This is a genomic window from Burkholderia sp. 10_S31 (genome assembly GCF_056930375.1).
In genome coordinates, this window is sequence record NZ_JBXOWK010000003.1 from 1,007,832 (window position 1) to 1,026,720 (window position 18,889).

General features: G+C 65.8%; 15 protein-coding genes. 14 read left to right on the plus strand and 1 reads right to left on the minus strand.

Features of this window, described 5'->3' with window-relative positions; all coding sequences use genetic code 11:
• Window positions 1-14 precede the first annotated feature (14 nt).
• The 7 genes from AC1Z3W_RS24765 (at window position 15) to AC1Z3W_RS24795 (ending at window position 9,565) form a co-directional block, all read left to right on the plus strand.
• A complete protein-coding gene (locus AC1Z3W_RS24765) occupies window positions 15-1,601 on the plus strand; it encodes a transglycosylase SLT domain-containing protein (protein ID WP_124833268.1) in 1,587 nt (528 codons plus the stop codon).
• A gap of 153 nt (window positions 1,602-1,754) precedes the next feature.
• The gene (locus AC1Z3W_RS24770) at window positions 1,755-2,987 is read left to right on the plus strand and encodes an MFS transporter (protein WP_124833267.1); all 1,233 of its coding nucleotides are present in this window, start codon (window positions 1,755-1,757) and stop codon (window positions 2,985-2,987) included.
• A 362-nt stretch (window positions 2,988-3,349) separates the two neighbouring features.
• Window positions 3,350-4,495: a glutamine-hydrolyzing carbamoyl-phosphate synthase small subunit gene (gene carA / locus AC1Z3W_RS24775; RefSeq protein WP_057927894.1), complete on the plus strand. Its 1,146-nt coding sequence runs from the start codon at window positions 3,350-3,352 to the stop codon at window positions 4,493-4,495.
• A 37-nt stretch (window positions 4,496-4,532) separates the two neighbouring features.
• The gene (gene leuE / locus AC1Z3W_RS24780; RefSeq protein ID WP_057927895.1) at window positions 4,533-5,192 is read left to right on the plus strand and encodes a leucine efflux protein LeuE; all 660 of its coding nucleotides are present in this window, start codon (window positions 4,533-4,535) and stop codon (window positions 5,190-5,192) included.
• Between the two features lie 49 nt (window positions 5,193-5,241).
• On the plus strand, window positions 5,242-8,496 hold the full coding sequence (carB, locus tag AC1Z3W_RS24785) for a carbamoyl-phosphate synthase large subunit (protein WP_124833266.1): 3,255 nt from the start codon (window positions 5,242-5,244) through the stop codon (window positions 8,494-8,496).
• A gap of 119 nt (window positions 8,497-8,615) precedes the next feature.
• The gene (greA, locus tag AC1Z3W_RS24790) at window positions 8,616-9,092 is read left to right on the plus strand and encodes a transcription elongation factor GreA (protein WP_057927897.1); all 477 of its coding nucleotides are present in this window, start codon (window positions 8,616-8,618) and stop codon (window positions 9,090-9,092) included.
• Window positions 9,093-9,106: 14 nt separating this feature from the next.
• Window positions 9,107-9,565 carry a DUF4149 domain-containing protein gene (locus tag AC1Z3W_RS24795; RefSeq protein ID WP_057927898.1) on the plus strand — a complete coding sequence of 153 codons (459 nt, stop codon included), beginning with the start codon at window positions 9,107-9,109 and terminating at the stop codon, window positions 9,563-9,565.
• 58 nt (window positions 9,566-9,623) lie between these two features.
• Here the strand turns inward: AC1Z3W_RS24795 and AC1Z3W_RS24800 are convergent, their stop codons facing one another.
• A complete protein-coding gene (locus AC1Z3W_RS24800; protein WP_057927899.1) occupies window positions 9,624-10,151 on the minus strand; it encodes a YhbY family RNA-binding protein in 528 nt (175 codons plus the stop codon).
• Window positions 10,152-10,345: 194 nt separating this feature from the next.
• On the opposite strand from AC1Z3W_RS24800, the gene AC1Z3W_RS24805 reads away from it, so the two are divergent.
• The 7 genes from AC1Z3W_RS24805 to pstA all read left to right on the plus strand — a co-directional run bounded on the left by AC1Z3W_RS24805 (window position 10,346) and on the right by pstA (window position 18,887).
• On the plus strand, window positions 10,346-11,008 hold the full coding sequence (locus tag AC1Z3W_RS24805) for an RlmE family RNA methyltransferase (RefSeq protein ID WP_124833265.1): 663 nt from the start codon (window positions 10,346-10,348) through the stop codon (window positions 11,006-11,008).
• Between the two features lie 166 nt (window positions 11,009-11,174).
• Window positions 11,175-13,070 (plus strand): ATP-dependent zinc metalloprotease FtsH, encoded by a 1,896-nt coding sequence (gene ftsH / locus AC1Z3W_RS24810; protein ID WP_057927901.1) that lies wholly within the window; start codon window positions 11,175-11,177, stop codon window positions 13,068-13,070.
• A gap of 76 nt (window positions 13,071-13,146) precedes the next feature.
• Complete coding sequence (gene folP, locus AC1Z3W_RS24815; RefSeq protein ID WP_483508613.1) at window positions 13,147-14,040, plus strand: dihydropteroate synthase; 894 nt, start codon at window positions 13,147-13,149, stop codon at window positions 14,038-14,040.
• 34 nt (window positions 14,041-14,074) lie between these two features.
• Window positions 14,075-15,430 (plus strand): phosphoglucosamine mutase, encoded by a 1,356-nt coding sequence (glmM, locus tag AC1Z3W_RS24820; protein ID WP_057927903.1) that lies wholly within the window; start codon window positions 14,075-14,077, stop codon window positions 15,428-15,430.
• Between the two features lie 451 nt (window positions 15,431-15,881).
• Window positions 15,882-16,916, plus strand: coding sequence for a phosphate ABC transporter substrate-binding protein PstS (gene pstS / locus AC1Z3W_RS24825; RefSeq protein ID WP_057927904.1), 1,035 nt, complete (start codon window positions 15,882-15,884; stop codon window positions 16,914-16,916).
• 94 nt (window positions 16,917-17,010) lie between these two features.
• Entirely contained in the window at window positions 17,011-17,997 is a 987-nt protein-coding gene (pstC, locus tag AC1Z3W_RS24830) for a phosphate ABC transporter permease PstC (protein ID WP_057927905.1), read from the plus strand.
• Complete coding sequence (gene pstA, locus AC1Z3W_RS24835) at window positions 17,994-18,887, plus strand: phosphate ABC transporter permease PstA (protein WP_057927906.1); 894 nt, start codon at window positions 17,994-17,996, stop codon at window positions 18,885-18,887. Before pstC ends, pstA begins: the two co-directional genes overlap by 4 nt.
• Window positions 18,888-18,889 lie beyond the last annotated feature (2 nt).

The following is an 18,889-nucleotide window of genomic DNA, read 5'->3' on the forward strand; positions in this document are numbered from 1 at the left end:
AAGCCGAGATTTTCATGCGACTTATATTGAGCGCGCTGATGGTCCTGCTACTCGCCGCTTGTGCGAGTCAGGGCCCTGTCGCCAACACCGCCGCCGATTCGCAGGCGACGTCCAACTACCTCCGCAAATCAGCCACCGCCAAAGAAACTGTCGACGTCGACAAGCAATCCGTCGGCGACCTGACCAGCGCAGACTCCGATCTGTGGGGGCGCATTCGCCGCGGCTTCCAGATGCCCGACCTGCAGAGCGACCTCGTCGACATGCAGACGACGTGGTACACGCAACGCCCCGATTACGTGCAGCGCATGACCGAGCGCTCGCAGAAGTACCTGTATCACATCGTCGAGGAACTCGAAGCGCGCCACATGCCGACCGAGCTCGCGCTGCTGCCGTTCATCGAATCCGCGTACAACCCGCAGGCACTGTCGGTCGCGAAGGCGGCCGGCATGTGGCAGTTCATGCCGGGCACGGGCCGCACGTACAACCTGAAGCGCAACATGTGGCAGGACGAGCGCCGCGACGTGCTCGCGTCGACGAGCGCCGCACTCGACTACCTGTCGCGCCTGCATGACATGTTCGGCGACTGGTATCTGGCGCTGGCCGCCTACAACTGGGGCGAGGGCAACGTGCAGCGCGCGATCGCGCGCAACCAGGCAGCGGGCCTGCCGACCGACTACCAGAACCTGCGGATGCCGAACGAGACGCGCAACTACGTGCCGAAGCTGCAGGCGGTGAAGAACATCATCGCGAATCCGCAGCAGTTCGGCCTGACGCTGCCGGACATCCCGAACCACCCGTATTTCGTGACGGTCACGACGTCGCGCGACATCGACGTGGCGGTGGCCGCGAAGCTCGCGAACCTGTCGCTCGACGAGTTCCGCTCGCTGAATCCGTCGTTCTCGAAACCGGTGATCCTGGGCGCGACCGAGCCGCAGATCCTGCTGCCGTTCGACAACGCGGCGGCGTTCGAGAAGAACCTGAAGGCGTACAACGGCCAGCTGTCGTCGTGGACCACCTACACGGTCAGCGAGCGCACGCGCCCGGCCGCGATTGCCGAGAAGATCGGTGTCGACGCCGATACGCTGATGTCGGTCAACAAGATTCCGGCCGGCATGCGCCTGAAGCCCGGTTCGACGATCGTCGTGCCGCGCGGCGATGACGACGACGAGGACATCAGCGCCGACGTCGCGGAAAACGGCGTGCTCGCGATGGAGCCCGACGTGCCCGATACGCGCAAGATGCTGATCCGCGTGCGCCGAAAGCAGTCGATGGCCGCACTCGCTGGCCGCTACGGCGTGTCGGTCGGCCAGCTGAAGGCATGGAACCGCACGCACCGCGATCTCGTGATGCCGGGCCAGGCGCTCGTGCTGCACGTGCCGGTCGGCCGTGCGGTGCCGGCCGAGCCGGGTCCGGAGCGGATCGCGACGTCGACGGGCAGCGCGCATATCGAGCGCGCGAGCCTGTCCGTCGGCGGCAAGTCGCGCGGTGCGAAGCAGGGTGCCGCGAAGCCGGCGGCTCGCACGGCGAAGGCTGCTCCCGCGAAGGCGGCGCCGGCCAAGGCTGTGCCGAAGGCCGCTGCACACAAGGGCAAGAAGAAGTAACGCGCGATCGTGATCGCAGCGCGACTGCGCTATCATCCGACGAACGCGCAGCAACGCCGTCACCGAGGTGACGGCGTTTTCGTTTGTGCGCGGCAGCGGGGCCGCTGCTGCGCGGGCCGTGGAATCACGAGCCCGGAACAACAAGGAGAGGCGATGTCGTCGGTGCAGGTGAGGGTGCTCGCGCTGTTTGCGATCGGGTATTTCGTGTCGTATGTGTTCCGCGGCGTCAATCTCGGCTTCGCGCCGTTCGTCACGCACGAGCTCGGGCTGTCGGCCGCCGATCTCGGGCTGCTCACCAGTCTCTATTTCCTCGGCTTCGCGGGCGCACAGATTCCGGCCGGCGTGCTGCTCGACCATTTCGGCCCGCGCCGCGTGGCGGCCGGCATGCTGCTGTTCGCGGCGGCCGGTGCCGCGGTGTTCGGCGTCGCGCACGACCTCGGCACGATGATGGCGGGTCGGCTCCTGATCGGCGTCGGCGTGTCGGTGTGCCTCGGTGCGGCGTTCAAGGCGCTCGCGCAGCATTTTCCGGTCGGCCGGCTGCCGCTCGTCAACGGTCTCGTGATGGCCGTCGGCGGTCTCGGCGGCGTCGCGGTCGGCTCGCCGCTGACCTGGCTGCTCGGCGTGACGAGCTGGCGCGCTGTCTGCGGCGGTCTCGCGGTGCTGACGATCGTCGTCGCGGCCGCGATCGGCTTCGGTGCGCCGGAAGCCGAGCGGCCGCGCCACCAGGGTGGGCTCGTCAGCCAGTTCAAGGGCACCTGGCACATCCTGGGCAGCCGCGCGTTCTGGAAGATCTCGTCGTTCTCGATCGTCACGCAGGGCGTGTTTTACGCGATGCAGTCGCTGTGGGTCGGGCCGTACCTGCGCGATGTCGCGGGGTTCGATGCGCAGCACGCCGCACGGCTCGTGTCGGTGCTCGGCTTCGCGATGATGGCCGGCTGCGTCGGCTTCGGCGCGGCGGCGCGCGTGCTCGAGCGGCGCGGGGTGTCCGTCCACGCATTTTGCGGCATCGGCATGGTGCTGTTCGTCGCCACGCAAGCCGCGATCGTCGCGCGCGTGCCGCTGCCGCCGGCCGTGCTGTGGGCCGCCTACGGGATGTTCGGCGGCGTCGGGATCCTGACCTACGCGGTGCTGGCCGGTCACTTCCCGGCCCATCTGATCGGCCGCGCGAACACGACGCTCACGCTCGTGATCTTCGTGCTGATCTTCGCGTTCCAGATCGGCATCGGCGCGGTGCTGTCGCACTGGCCGGCCGTCGACGGCCATTACCCGGCGGCCGCGCACATTACCGCGTGGAGCGTGCTCCTCGCGCTGCAGCTCGCGAGCGCGGTCTGGTCCGTGTGGCCCGCGCGCGGCGCTGGCAAGCAGGTTGATCCGGCGGTACGCTGACGGGTAGGGCGGCTGCGGAAACGGGGCCGCAGCAGCGCTTGCCGCGCGCGGCTGTCGCGGCGGCATGTGTGCCGCACACACGATCGGACGGCCATATCGATTGAAAATATGGTCATTTTCGGGCTATAATTTGAAAGTTTGTGCTGATCAACCTCGCACCCTAGCGCCTACCTCACTCATCCCGTTCATCCGCCGCACGCCGCCTGTCGGGCGATGCCGCGAAGCCTCGTGCGCCACGCGCCGGGTTCGCGTCTCGACAACGCAGGTCGCGTCCAGCTAGCGACTCCGCGCGCCTACGCAGCGCGGCGCTCGCGCGGCAGGGTAAACAGGTCGGCAGCAGGGTGTTCCCCAAGGAGCCTCCCGTGTTGCCGTCTTTTTCTCCCGCCTTGCTTGCACTCGCCGACGGCACGGTCTTTCGTGGTTATTCGATCGGGGCCGAAGGCCATACGATCGGTGAAGTCGTGTTCAACACCGCGATTACCGGCTATCAGGAAATCCTGACTGATCCGAGCTACGCGCGTCAGATCGTCACGCTCACCTACCCGCATATCGGCAACGTCGGCGTCAACGCCGAAGACGTCGAAGCCACGAAAGTCCATGCCGCCGGCCTGATCATCCGTGATCTGCCCACGCTCGCATCGAACTTCCGCATGAACCGCACGCTCGGCGATTACCTGCGCGACGAAGGCGTCGTCGCGATCGCCGGCATCGATACCCGCAAGCTGACCCGTATCCTGCGCGACAAGGGCGCGCAGAACGGCTGCATCCTGGCCGGTTCGGACGACGAGGCGAAGGCGATCGAGCTCGCGCGCTCGTTCCCGGGCCTCGCCGGCATGGATCTCGCGAAGGTCGTGTCGACCACGAAGCCGTTCGAGTGGAAGCAGACCGAATGGCGCCTCGGCAGCGGCTACGGGATGCAGGAAGCCCCGAAGTACCGCGTCGTCGCGTATGACTTCGGCGTCAAGTACAACATCCTGCGCATGCTCGCGGAACGCGGCTGCCACGTGACCGTGCTGCCCGCGCAGGCGAGCGCGGAAGATGCGCTGGCGCTGAATCCGGACGGCATCTTCCTGTCGAACGGCCCGGGCGACCCGGAACCGTGCGACTACGCGATCGCGGCCACGAAGCAGTTCATCGAGCGCGGCGTGCCGACCTTCGGCATTTGCCTCGGCCACCAGATCATGGGCCTCGCGGTCGGCGCGAAGACGCTGAAGATGAAGACGGGCCACCATGGCGCGAACCACCCGGTGAAAGATCTCGGCGACGGCCGCGTGGTGATCACGTCGCAGAACCACGGCTTCGCGGTCGACGCGGATTCGCTGCCGGCCAACGCGCGCGTGACGCACGTGTCGCTGTTCGACGGCACGCTGCAGGGCTTCGAGCTGACCGACAAGCCGGCGTTCTGCTTCCAGGGCCACCCGGAAGCGTCGCCCGGCCCGCACGACATCGGCTATCTGTTCGACCGTTTCACCGCACTGATGGACGCGGCGAAGCAGCGCAACGCCTGACGTCACCGAAGCAACCGAAGAACGGGAGATTCGCATCATGTTCGGCCACGCACTCGGCATCACGGATATCTGGACCTACGTGTTCGGCGTGATCTTCATCATCCTGCTGCCGGGGCCGAACTCGATGTACGTGCTGTCGCTCGCGGCGCAGCGCGGCGTGAAGGTCGGCTATCGCGCGGCTTGCGGCGTGTTCCTCGGCGACACGGTGCTGATGGTGCTGTCCGCCGCGGGCGTCGCGTCGCTGCTGAAGGCGAACCCGCTGCTGTTCTCCGTCGTCAAGTACGGCGGCGCCGCGTACCTGCTGTACATCGGCACCGGGATGCTGCGCAGCGCGTGGCGGAAGCTGCGCGCGCGTGCCGATGCGCCGGCGGACGCGCCGCGTACGGTCGACGGCGAGCAGCCGTTCCGCAAGGCGCTGATCGTGAGCCTGCTGAATCCGAAGGCGATCCTGTTCTTCATCTCGTTCTTCATCCAGTTCGTCGACCCGGCATTCCCGCATCCCGCGCTGTCGTTCGTCGTGCTCGGGGCGATCGCGCAAAGCGCGAGCTTCGTGTACCTGAGCACGCTGATCTTCGCGGGCGCACGGCTCGCCGAGCATTTCCGCCGCCGCCGCAAGCTCGCGGCGGGCGCGGCGAGCAGCGTGGGCGGCCTGTTCATCGGTTTCTCGGTGAAGCTCGCGCTCGCCACCATGAGCTGAGCGCAGCCGGCCGACCCACGACAACGATTACTTATTGAATTCACAAGCCATGCCAAAACGCACAGACATCAAAAGCATCCTCATCATCGGCGCCGGCCCGATCATCATCGGCCAGGCTTGCGAGTTCGACTATTCGGGCGCGCAGGCTTGCAAGGCGCTGCGTGAAGAGGGCTACAAGGTCGTCCTCGTGAACAGCAACCCGGCGACGATCATGACCGACCCGAACACGGCCGACGTCACGTACATCGAGCCGATCACGTGGGAAGTCGTCGCACGCATCATCGAGAAGGAGCGTCCGGACGCGATCCTGCCGACGATGGGCGGCCAGACCGCGCTGAACTGCGCGCTCGACCTGCACCACCACGGCGTGCTCGAGAAGTTCGGCGTCGAACTGATCGGCGCGTCGCCGGAAGCGATCGACAAGGCGGAAGACCGCCAGAAGTTCAAGGACGCGATGACCAAGATCGGTCTCGGTTCCGCGAAGTCGGGTGTCGCACACTCGATGGAAGAAGCGACCCAGGTGCACGCCGAGATCATGGCGCTCACCGGCGGCAGCGGCTACCCGGTCGTGATCCGTCCGTCGTTCACGCTCGGCGGCTCGGGCGGCGGCATCGCGTACAACCGCGAGGAATTCGAGGAGATCTGCAAGCGCGGTCTCGACCTGTCGCCGACGCGCGAACTGCTGATCGAGGAATCGCTGCTCGGCTGGAAGGAATACGAGATGGAAGTCGTGCGCGACCGCGCCGACAACTGCATCATCGTGTGCTCGATCGAAAACCTCGACCCGATGGGCGTGCACACCGGCGACTCGATCACGGTCGCGCCGGCGCAGACGCTCACCGACAAGGAATACCAGATCCTGCGTAATGCATCGCTCGCGGTGCTGCGCGAGATCGGCGTCGACACGGGCGGTTCGAACGTGCAGTTCTCGATCAACCCGAAGGACGGCCGCATGGTCGTGATCGAGATGAACCCGCGCGTGTCGCGCTCGTCGGCGCTCGCATCGAAGGCGACCGGCTTCCCGATCGCGAAGGTCGCGGCGAAGCTGGCCGTTGGCTACACGCTCGACGAGCTGAAGAACGAGATCACCGGCGGCCAGACGCCGGCATCGTTCGAGCCGACGATCGATTACGTCGTCACGAAGATCCCGCGTTTCGCGTTCGAGAAGTTCCGCGAAGCCGATTCGCGCCTGACCACGCAGATGAAGTCGGTCGGCGAAGTGATGGCGATCGGCCGCACGTTCCAGGAATCGTTCCAGAAGGCGCTGCGCGGCCTCGAAGTCGGCGTCGACGGTCTCGACGAGAAGTCGACCGACCGCGACGAGATCGCGATCGAGATCCACGAGCCGGGCCCGGATCGCATCTGGTACGTCGGCGATGCGTTCCGCATCGGCATGACGGCCGAAGAGATCTTCGCGGAAACCGCGATCGACCCGTGGTTCCTTGCGGAGATCGAACAGATCATCCTGAAGGAGAAGGCGCTGTCGGGCCGCACGCTCGCGTCGCTGACGTTCGACGAGTTGCGCTACCTGAAGCAGAGCGGCTTCTCGGATCGCCGCCTCGCGAGGCTGCTCGGGGCGACGCCGGAAGACGTCCGCAAACGCCGCGTGGAACTGAACGTGCGCCCGGTCTACAAGCGCGTCGACACCTGCGCGGCCGAATTCGCGACGAAAACCGCGTACATGTACTCGACCTATGAGGAAGAGTGCGAGGCGCAGCCGACCACCAACAAGAAGATCATGGTGCTGGGCGGCGGCCCGAACCGGATCGGCCAGGGCATCGAGTTCGACTACTGCTGCGTGCACGCGGCCCTCGCGATGCGCGAGGACGGCTATGAAACGATCATGGTCAACTGCAACCCGGAAACGGTGTCGACCGACTACGACACGTCCGACCGCCTGTACTTCGAGCCGCTGACGCTGGAAGACGTGCTCGAGATCGTCGACAAGGAAAAGCCGGTCGGCGTGATCGTCCAGTACGGCGGCCAGACGCCGCTGAAGCTCGCGCTCGACCTCGAGGCGCACGGTGTGCCGATCGTCGGCACGTCGCCCGACATGATCGACGCGGCCGAAGACCGCGAACGCTTCCAGAAGCTGCTGCAGGACCTCGGCCTGCGCCAGCCGCCGAACCGCACCGCGCGCGCCGAAGACGAAGCGCTCGCGCTGGCCGCCGAAATCGGCTATCCGCTCGTCGTGCGCCCGTCGTACGTGCTGGGCGGCCGCGCGATGGAAATCGTCCACGAGCCGCGCGACCTCGAGCGCTACATGCGCGAGGCCGTGAAGGTGTCGAACGATTCGCCGGTGCTGCTCGACCGCTTCCTGAACGACGCGATCGAATGCGACGTCGACTGCATCTGCGACGGTGAGTCGGTGTTCATCGGCGGCGTGATGGAGCACATCGAGCAGGCGGGCGTCCACTCGGGTGACTCGGCATGCTCGCTGCCGCCGTATTCGCTGTCGAAGGAAACCGTGGCCGAGCTAAAGCGCCAGACGGGCGCGATGGCGAAGGCGCTGAACGTGGTCGGCCTGATGAACGTGCAGTTCGCGATTCAGCAGGTGCCGCAGGCGGACGGTTCGAAGCAGGACATCATCTACGTGCTCGAAGTGAACCCGCGCGCATCGCGCACGGTGCCGTACGTGTCGAAGGCGACCAGCCTGCCGCTCGCGAAGATCGCGGCGCGCGCGATGGTCGGCCAGAAGCTCGCGCAGCAGGGCGTGACGAAGGAAGTCGAGCCGCCGTACTTCAGCGTGAAGGAAGCGGTGTTCCCGTTCGTCAAGTTCCCGACCGTCGATCCGGTCCTCGGGCCTGAAATGCGTTCGACCGGCGAAGTGATGGGCGTCGGCCAGACGTTCGGCGAAGCGCTGTTCAAGTCGCAGCTCGCGGCCGGTTCGCGCCTGCCGGAATCGGGCACGGTGCTGCTGACCGTGATGGACGCCGACAAGCCGAAGGCGGTCGAAGTCGCGCGCATGCTGCACGACCTCGGCTACCCGATCGTCGCGACCAAGGGCACGGCTGCCGCGATCGAAGCGGCCGGCGTGCCGGTGAAGGTCGTCAACAAGGTGAAGGACGGCCGTCCGCACATCGTCGACATGATCAAGAACGGCGAGATCGCACTCGTGTTCACGACGGTCGACGAGACGCGCCAGGCGATCGCCGATTCGCGTTCGATCCGCATGAGCGCGCAGGCGCACAAGGTCACGTACTACACGACGATGTCGGGCGCGCGCGCGGCTGTCGAAGGCTTGCGCTACCTGAAGGATCTGGAAGTCTATGATTTACAAGGTCTTCATGCTCGCCTAAACTAAGCAGTCAGTTACCTGTCGAAGCAACACGTGCCGCGGTTAAGCGGTGTTTCCGGTTCGCCGGAAACGCGCTTAATCGCGGTGATTTTTTTTATAGCCGTTTTTTAGCGATTGAGCCGTTTATGAGCACCATTCCGTTGACAAAGCGTGGCGCAGAACTCCTGCGCGATGAATTGCAGCGCCTCAAGTCCGTCGAGCGGCCGGCCGTGATCAACGCGATCGCGGAGGCCCGCGCACAGGGCGATCTGTCCGAAAACGCCGAATACGATGCGGCGAAGGAAAAACAGGGCTTTATCGAAGGCCGTATCGCCGAACTCGAATCGAAGCTGTCCGCCGCGCAGGTCATCGACCCCACCGTGCTTGATGCCGAAGGCCGCGTGGTCTTCGCGTCGACGGTCGAACTCGAGGATCTCGAGTCGGGCGACACCGTCAAGTACCAGATCGTCGGCGACGACGAAGCCGATATCGATCACGGCCTGATCTCGGTCAGCTCGCCGATCGCACGCGCACTGATCGGCAAGTCCGAAGGTGACGTCGCGGCCGTGCAGGCACCGAGCGGCGTGCGCGAATACGAAATCATCTCGGTCAGCTACATCTGAAGCGGGGCGACGTGATGCCGCATCGCGTGTTTCGCCTGCTGTCGGCCGTGTGGGTCGGCAGCCTGCTGACGATCGGGTACGCGGTCGCGCCCGTGCTGTTCAAGACGCTGGAGCGGATGACGGCCGGTTCGGTCGCCGCTCAGCTGTTTCGCATCGAGGCGATCCTCGGCGTCGTGTGCGGTGTGCTGCTGCTCGCGCTGTCGAACCAGCAGGTGCGGCGCGGCAGCGGCGATTATCGTCGCGTGCGCTGGATCGTCGCGGCGATGGTCGCGTGCGTGCTGGTCGGGTATTTCGCGCTGCAGCCGTTCATGAACGCGCTGCGGGTGGCAGCGATGGAAGCGGGCACCGATATCGCGAACTCGCCGTATGCGAGCCGCTTCGGGATGCTGCACGGCGTCTCGAGCCTGTTCTATCTCGTCGAGAGCGTGCTGGGGCTGATGCTGATCTGGCGTCTGCCGGCGCAAGACGCCTGAACGGCCCGAGCGCCGCTCGGGCAGCGCGGCACGGGGTGTCCCGTGCCGGCAGGCAAGATTACTTGTCCTGGTGTGGCCGCTTCGTGCTGGCCTGACGCTTTTTCGCCCGCTTCACGGTGCCGCCCGCCGTCACGCGCTCGTTGCCGCGCACGACAACCTTGGTCGGCTTCGGGCGCCGCACCGGGCTCGCGTTCGGCGATACCTTGACGACCTTGACGGTGCGCGGCGCACGGCCTTTCTTGTCGTCGGCGGCTTCGGCCGCGCTCGGCAGCGCGCCGGCACGGCGGCCGCGAGCAGGGGTTGCCACGGCAGCCTCGGGCTTCCAGATCACCAGCAGCTTGCCGATGTGCTGGATCGGCGCCGCATTCAGGCGATCGCAGATCTCGTCGTAAATGGCGACGCGTTCGTCGCGCTCGTCACCGAACACACGGATCTTGATCAGCTGGTGCGCGGCGAGGTGCACCTTGATTTCCTTCAGCACGGCGTCGGTCAGCCCTTCGGCGCCGATCAGCACGACGGGCTTGAGCGCATGGGCCTGGGAGCGCAGCGCGGAGCGCTCGGCGGGGGAAAGCGAAAGGGCGGGCATGGAAATGTCGAAATCTAAATAAGGGCGCGCTGCGTCAGAAGCGAATCGCGGGAAGTTACCGCATCAGCCGCGCGCCGAAACCACGTAAAATCGCGGCTTGGGCCTCAAAAGGGGCCGCAGCCGCGCGAAGAAGACGCGTATTATCCGCCAAAAGCACGGCTTCACGAAGCAAATAGCAGCAATCTCTCTCTCGAATGGCAAAAAACCGCTTTAACCAGCACTGGCTGCACGACCACATCAACGACCCGTACGTCAAAATGGCGCAGCGGGAGGGCTATCGCGCGCGTGCCGCGTACAAACTGAAGGAAATCGACGAGCAGGACAAGCTGATCCGTCCGGGCCAGGTGATCGTCGACCTCGGCGCGACGCCGGGCAGCTGGAGCCAGTATGCCCGCAACAAGCTCGCGCAGGGCAAGAAGCGTGACGCGGAGCGCGAAGGCGGCATCGACGGCACGATCGTGGCGCTCGACATCCTGCCGATGGAGCCGATTGCCGACGTCCACTTCCTCCAGGGCGATTTCCGCGAGGACGACGTCCTCCACCGGCTCGAAGAAGTGCTCGAAGGTCGCTCGGTGGACCTTGTTATTTCCGACATGGCCCCCAACCTCTCCGGCGTGGCCTCGGCGGACGCGGCGCGCATCGAGCATCTGTGCGATCTGGCGCTCGAATTCGCGCAGAACCATCTGAAGCCGGACGGTGCGCTGCTCGTGAAATGTTTCCACGGCAGCGGCTACAGCCAGATCGTCGAAAAGTTCAAACAGCAGTTTAAGGTCGTCGCGCCACGCAAACCGAAGGCGTCGCGCGACAAATCGTCCGAAACGTTCATTTTGGGCCGGCAGCTCAAGCATCCGCGGTGACGCGGAGCGCGGTGCCGCAAACGGGCTCCGGCCCTTGCCAGGCAAGCGAATCGCTATCGCGACGGTTGTCAATGCTTATGGCAGGGGTGGTCGGACTGGATTAGAATGACCGAGGAGCGCCGCAAGGAAAATGTAGGCGCTCGTCTACGAGTGAAGGAGTGGTGCTTTGAACAACAATATGTTTTCGAAGGCAGCAGTGTGGCTGGTGATCGCACTGGTGCTGTTTACGGTGTTCAAGCAGTTCGACAAGCCCCGCGTCCAGGAAGGTGTGTCCTATTCGCAGTTCATGGACGACGCCAAGAACGGCAAGGTCAAGAACGTCGTCGTGCAGGGGCGCAACCTCACCGTCACTCCGGCTGATGGCCAGAAATACCAGATCGTGTCGCCCGGCGACATCTGGATGGTCGGCGATCTGATGAAGTACGGCGTGCAGGTCAGCGGCAAGGCCGACGACGAGCCGAACGCGCTGATGTCCGCGCTGTATTACCTCGGGCCGACGATCCTGATCATCGTGTTCTGGTTCTACATGATGAGGCAGATGCAGGGGGGCGGCAAAGGCGGCGCATTCTCGTTCGGGAAATCGCGCGCGCGGCTGATCGACGAGAACAACAACGCGGTCAACTTCTCCGACGTCGCCGGCTGCGACGAAGCGAAGGAAGAAGTGTCCGAGCTCGTCGACTTCCTGCGCGACCCGCAGAAATTCCAGAAGCTGGGCGGTCGCATTCCGCGCGGCGTGCTGCTCGTCGGCCCCCCGGGTACCGGCAAGACGCTGCTCGCCCGCGCGATCGCCGGTGAAGCGAAGGTGCCGTTCTTCAGCATCTCGGGTTCCGACTTCGTCGAAATGTTCGTCGGCGTCGGTGCGGCCCGTGTGCGCGACATGTTCGAGCAGGCGAAGAAGCACGCACCGTGCATCGTGTTCATCGACGAAATCGATGCGGTCGGTCGTCATCGCGGCGCCGGCATGGGCGGCGGCAACGACGAGCGCGAGCAGACGCTGAACCAGATGCTGGTCGAGATGGACGGCTTCGAGGCGAACTCGGGCGTGATCGTGATCGCCGCGACCAACCGTTCCGACGTGCTCGACAAGGCGCTGCTGCGTCCGGGCCGTTTCGACCGCCAGGTCTATGTCGGTCTGCCGGACATCCGCGGCCGCGAGCAGATCATGCGCGTGCACCTGCGCAAGGTGCCGATCGCGAACGACGTCGACGCAGCGGTCATCGCACGCGGCACGCCGGGCTTCTCGGGCGCCGATCTCGCGAACCTCGTGAACGAAGCGGCGCTGTTTGCCGCCCGCCGTGGCAAGCGCATCGTCGAGATGCAGGATTTCGAGGACGCGAAGGACAAGATCTTCATGGGTCCGGAGCGCAAGTCGGCGGTGATTCGCGAAGAAGCGAAGCGCGCGACGGCTTACCACGAGTCGGGCCACGCGGTGATCGCGAAGCTGCTGCCGAAGGCCGACCCGGTGCACAAGGTCACGATCATCCCGCGCGGTCGCGCGCTGGGCGTCACGTGGCAGTTGCCGGAGCATGACAACGAGACGTACTCGAAAGACTATCTGCTCGACCGCCTGGCGATCCTGTTCGGCGGCCGCGTGGCCGAGGAGCTGTTCCTGAACCTGATCAGCACCGGCGCGTCGGACGACTTCAACAAGGCGACGCAGACGGCGCGCGCGATGGTGGCCCGTTTCGGCATGACCGACGCACTCGGACCGATGGTCTACGTCGACGACGAGAGCGATAACGGCCCGTTCGGCCGCGGCTTCACGCGCACGATCTCGGAAGCGACGCAGCAGAAGGTCGACGGCGAAATTCGCCGCGTGCTCGACGAACAGTACGGCCTTGCGCGCCGCCTGCTCGAAGAGAACCGCGACAAGGTCGAGGCGATGACGGCCGCGCTGATGGAGTGGGAAACGATCGACGCCGATCAGATCAACGACATCATGGAAGGGCGTCCGCCGCGCTCGCCGAAGAGTTCGCCGGCTGTCGGCGGCGACTCGTCGGGTGGCGGCACGACCGCCGAAGTGAAGCCCGGCAATGCGCCGGCGCCTGCTTCGCCGGCCTGACTTCCGCTGTAGTACCGTTCACGGGCTGGTGTGGCTTCACACCGGCCCGTTTTGCATTCATCAACGCCTCCCGTCCGTGTCCGATTCCGCTGTTTCCGCGTTCATTCCCGCGCCGCTCCAGTGCGGTCGCTTCTCGTTGACGTTTGAGCGCCCGCTCGTGATGGGCATTCTCAACGCCACCCCCGATTCGTTTTCCGACGGCGGCCGCTTCCTCGCGCGCGACGATGCGCTGCGTCAGGCCGAGCGGATGATCGCCGAAGGCGTCGACCTGATCGACATCGGCGGCGAGTCGACGCGCCCAGGCGCGCCGCCCGTGCCGCTCGACGAGGAGCTCGCGCGCGTGATCCCGCTCGTCGAAGCGCTGCGGCCGCTGAACGTGCCGCTGTCGGTCGACACTTACAAGCCGGCCGTGATGCGTGCGGCGCTCGCGGCCGGCGCGGACCTGATCAACGACATCTGGGGCTTCCGCCAGCCGGGCGCGATCGACGCGGTGCGCGACGGCAACAGCGGGCTGTGCGCGATGCACATGCTCGGCGAGCCGCAGACGATGCAGGTTGGCGAACCTGACTACGGCGACGTCGTGACCGACGTGCGCGACTTTCTCGCCGCGCGTGCGCAAGCGTTGCGCGACGCGGGCATCGCGCCGGAACGAATCTGCGTCGATCCCGGTTTCGGGTTCGGCAAGGCGGTGGTCGAAGACAACTACGCGCTGCTGGCCGCATTGCAGGACACGGCGCCCGCGCGGCCCGACGGGCACGCGTATCCGATTCTCGCGGGCATGTCGCGCAAGTCGATGCTCGGCGCGGTGATCGGCGGCAAGCCGCCGATGGAGCGCGTCGCGGCGAGCGTGGCGGCCGCGCTGTGCGCGGTCGGGCGCGGTGCAGCGATCGTGCGCGTGCACGACGTTGCGGCGACGGTCGATGCGCTGAAGGTCTGGAACGCCGTGCGCGAAGCCGCGCGGCAACGATAAGTCAGAACAGAAAGACGAAGGAGGAAGGTTCGCCATGGGACGTCGATATTTCGGCACGGACGGCATTCGCGGCACGGTGGGCGAGGCGCCCATCACGCCTGATTTCGTGTTGCGTCTCGGCTATGCAGCCGGCAAGGTATTGGCCGGCACGGCCGACGTCGCGGCGGGTGCGCGTCCGACGGTGCTGATCGGCAAGGACACGCGCGTGTCGGGCTACATGCTCGAGGCCGCGCTCGAGGCCGGCTTCTCGGCAGCCGGCGTCGATGTGATGCTTGCCGGTCCGATGCCGACGCCGGGCGTCGCGTACCTGACGCGCGCGCTGCGCCTGTCGGCCGGCGTCGTGATCAGCGCATCGCACAACCCGTATCAGGACAACGGGATCAAGTTCTTCTCCGCGGACGGCAACAAGCTGCCCGACGATACCGAAGCCGCGATCGAAGCGTGGCTCGACAAACCGCTCGAATGCGCATCGTCGGACAGGCTCGGCAAGGCGCGCCGCCTCGACGACGCGGCCGGCCGCTACATCGAGTTCTGCAAGAGCACCTTCCCGGCCGCATATGACCTGCGCGGGCTGAAGCTCGTGATCGACTGCGCGCACGGCGCCGCGTACCAGATCGCACCGCACGTGTTCCACGAGCTCGGCGCGGACGTGATCCCGATCGGCGTCGCGCCGAACGGCTTCAACATCAACGACGGTGTCGGCGCGACGGCGCCCGATGCACTGGTGCGCGCGGTCCGTGCGAACCATGCGGATCTCGGCATCGCGCTCGACGGCGATGCGGACCGCCTGCAGGTCGTCGATTCGACGGGCCGGCTGTACAACGGCGACGAGCTGCTCTACGTACTCGTGAAGGACCGGATCGCGACCGCCGGCAAGGTCGACGGCGCGGTCGGCACGCTGATGACGAACCTCGCGGTCGAGGTCGCGTTGCAGCGCGAGGGCGTGCAGTTCGTGCGCGCGGCGGTCGGCGACCGCTACGTGCTCGAACAGCTGCGCGAGCGTGGCTGGCAGCTCGGCGCGGAAGGCTCGGGCCACATCCTGTCGCTCGACCGTCATTCGACCGGCGACGGCATCGTGTCGGCGCTGCTGGTGCTCGCTGCGCTCAAGCGCAGCGGCCGCACGCTCGCGCAGATGCTCGACGGCGTCACGCTGTTCCCGCAGAAGCTGATCAACGTCCGGATGAAGCCGGGCGCCGACTGGAAGGGCAGCACATCGATTCGCGCGGCGATCGACGCGGCCGAAAGCGCGCTTGCCGGCCGCGGCCGCGTGCTGATCCGCGCATCGGGCACCGAACCCGTGCTGCGCGTGATGGTCGAGGCGCAGCATGCGGCCGACGCGACCCGTCACGCGGAAGCGATCGCCGACGCGGTGCGCGTGGCGACGAGCTAAGCCGGATCGGTGGTGGCGCGCGACGGTCCGACCGTGCGCGCCGCCCCCTCCGGTGATTGGACTTGCGGCGCCTCCGGGCGCCGCAATTCGTCAGACGCAAAGGTTTGCGCCATTAAATAGAGGGGGGCTTCGGCGCGAATTTCATCCGCAGAAGAAACCATTCGACCCTCAGTCGCGGCAGCGTACAGGCAAGGGCTGGCCGTCTGCTTCCGCAGCGACATGATCGCCCGCACACCTTCGTCAGGGACTTCGGGGCGCTCCTTTCCGGCCGGCAATTCTTGCCGCCGTCCCCCGCCGCGCCGCGCCTGCGCGGCTGCCCGCGCGGGCCCGATATACCCTTTCAAGTAGTCATGTTACTGTCACGCCAGTTTCATCGATTGTCACATTATCGTCATGAGGAGCCCCTAACCTTCGCGGTGCCGTAGTCATCCGCTCACACACTGGAGGTCTCATGAAATTGATGCAAACCGCGATTGCCGGCCTGGCTGGCGCGCTTTTCGCAGTCGCCGCGCAAGCTGCCGACATCACGGGCGCAGGCAGCACGTTCGCAATGCCGATCTATACGAAATGGGCTGCAGACTACCAGCAGTCCGGCGGCGCGAAGGTGAACTACCAGGGCATCGGTTCGTCGGGCGGCCTGAAGCAGATCAATGCGAAGACGGTCGATTTTGCCGGTTCGGACGCTCCGCTGAAGGATGACGAACTCGCGAAGGAAGGCCTGTTCCAGTTCCCGACGGTGGTCGGCGGCGTGGTGCCGGTCGTCAACGTGCCGGGCGTGAAGGCCGGTGAACTGACGCTGTCGGGCCCGGTGCTCGGCGACATCTACCTCGGCAAGATCAAGAAGTGGAACGATCCGGCGATTGCCGCACTGAACCCGAAGGTCAAGCTGCCGGACACGGACATCGCCGTCGTTCGCCGTGCTGACGGCTCGGGCACGAGCTTCATCTGGACGAACTACCTGTCGAAGGTCAACGACGAGTGGAAGTCGAAGGTCGGCGAAGGCACGACGGTCAACTGGCCGACGGGCACGGGCGGCAAGGGCAACGACGGCGTCGCAGCGTTCGTGCAGCGCCTGCCGGGCGCAGTCGGCTACGTCGAGTGGGCGTACGCGAAGAAGAACAACATGGTCTACACGGCCCTGAAGAACTCGACGGGCACGGTGGTCGAGCCGAAGACGGAAACGTTCAAGGCCGCTGCTGCCGGCGCGAACTGGTCGAAGTCGTTCTACCAGATCCTGACGAACCAGCCGGGCAAGGAAGCATGGCCGGTCGTCGGCGCGACGTTCGTGCTGCTGCACGCGAAGCAGGACAAGCCGGAGCAGGGCGCGGAAACGCTGAAGTTCTTCAGCTGGGCGTTCAAGAACGGCGAGAAGGCAGCGGACAGCCTCGACTACATCTCGCTGCCGGCGTCGGTCGAGACGGAAATCCGCAAGCAGTGGAAGACGAAGGTCACGGACGCATCGGGCAAGCCGGTCGCCGCGGAGTAAGCATTGCAGCGGTTCGCTGCCCGGCCGTGCCGGTCGGGCAGTGTGTGCGGTAAGGCCGGGCGTCAAGGCGCCCGGCGATCGAGAACAGGCACCCATGTCTGAAATTTCCTATTCGTCCTCCCGGTCCGCCGACGCCGCGTCGCAACGTGCGCCGAGCCGTCTCGGTGACGTTCTGTTCGGCGGCCTCGCACGGCTTGCCGCGATCGTGACCCTGCTGCTGCTGGGCGGGATCATCGTTTCCCTGATCATTGCGTCGATGCCGACCATCGAGAAGTTCGGCCTCGGCTTCCTGTGGCAATCCGAGTGGGATCCGAACTCGGATGTCTACGGCGCACTCGTGCCGATCTACGGCACGCTCGTGACGTCGCTCATTGCACTCGTCATCGCGGTGCCGGTCAGTTTCGGCATCGCGCTGTTCCTCACTGAACTGTCCCCCGTGTGGCTGCGCCGCCCGCTCGGCATCGCGATCGAGCTGCTCGCCGCGATTCCGTCGATCGTGTACGGCATGTGGGGCCTGCTCGTGTTCGCACCGATCTTCGCCGAATACTTCCAGAAGCCGATCGGCCGCATCTTCAAGGACGTGTGGGTGCTCGGTCCGCTGACGTCCGGGCCGCCGATCGGCATCGGTATCCTCGCGGCTGGCGTGATCCTCGCGATCATGATCATCCCGTACATCGCGTCGGTGATGCGCGACGTGTTCGAAGTCACGCCCGTTCTGCTGAAGGAATCGGCGTACGGGATCGGCTGCACGACGTGGGAAGTGATGTGGAAGGTCGTCCTGCCTTATACGAAGACCGGTGTGATCGGCGGCGTGATGCTCGGCCTCGGCCGCGCGCTCGGCGAAACGATGGCCGTGACCTTCGTGATCGGCAACACGAACCTGCTCGACAGCGTGTCGCTGTTCGCGCCGGGCAACAGCATCACGTCGGCGCTCGCGAACGAATTCGCGGAAGCGCAACCGGGCCTGCATACGTCCGCGCTGATGGAACTGGGCCTGATCCTGTTCGTGATCACGTTCATCGTGCTGTCCATCTCCAAACTGCTGCTGCTTCGTCTCGAGAAGGGAGAGGGCAAGAAATGAGCGAGTCCATCATGAATTTCCCGGGGCCGAACGGCGCCGCGCTCGACGCGATGCGCAACCGCCTGCAACGCAAGCGCAAGGTCACCAACGCGATCGCGCTGACCGCGTCGCTCGGTGCGATGGCATTCGGCCTGCTGTGGCTTGTGTGGATTCTCTACACGACGGTGCATCTCGGCATCGGCGGCCTGTCGCTGCAACTGTTCACCGAGTCGACGCCGGCACCGAACACGGAAGGCGGCGGTCTGGCCAACGCGATCGTCGGCAGCCTGCTGCTGTGCGGTTTCGGCACGCTGGTCGGCACGCCGATCGGCATCCTCGCGGGCGTCTATCTCGCGGAATACGGCCAGAAGAACCTGCTCGCGAGCACGATCCGCTTCATCAACGACATCCTGCTGTCGGCGCCGTCGATCGTCATCGGCCTGTTCGTATACGCGATCGTCGTCGCGAAGTCGGGCCGCTTCTCGGGCTGGGCCGGCGTGATCGCACTCGCGCTGCTGCAGATTCCGATCGTGATCCGCACGACCGAGAACATGCTGAAGCTCGTGCCGAACGCGCTGCGCGAAGCGGCCGTCGCGCTCGGCACGCCGAAGTGGCGCATGGTGATGAAGATCACGCTGCGCGCATCGGTCGGCGGGATCGTGACGGGCGTGCTGCTCGCGGTCGCGCGGATTGCCGGCGAAACGGCGCCGCTGCTGTTCACCGCGCTGTCGAACCAGTTCTTCTCGTGGGACATGAGTCAGCCGATGGCGAACCTGCCCGTCACGATCTACAAGTTCGCGATGAGCCCGTTCGCGGAATGGCAGTCGCTCGCATGGGCGGGCGTGTTCCTGATTACGCTCGGGGTGCTCGGACTCAACGTCCTGGCGCGCTCGATCTTCTCGAAAAAGTAACG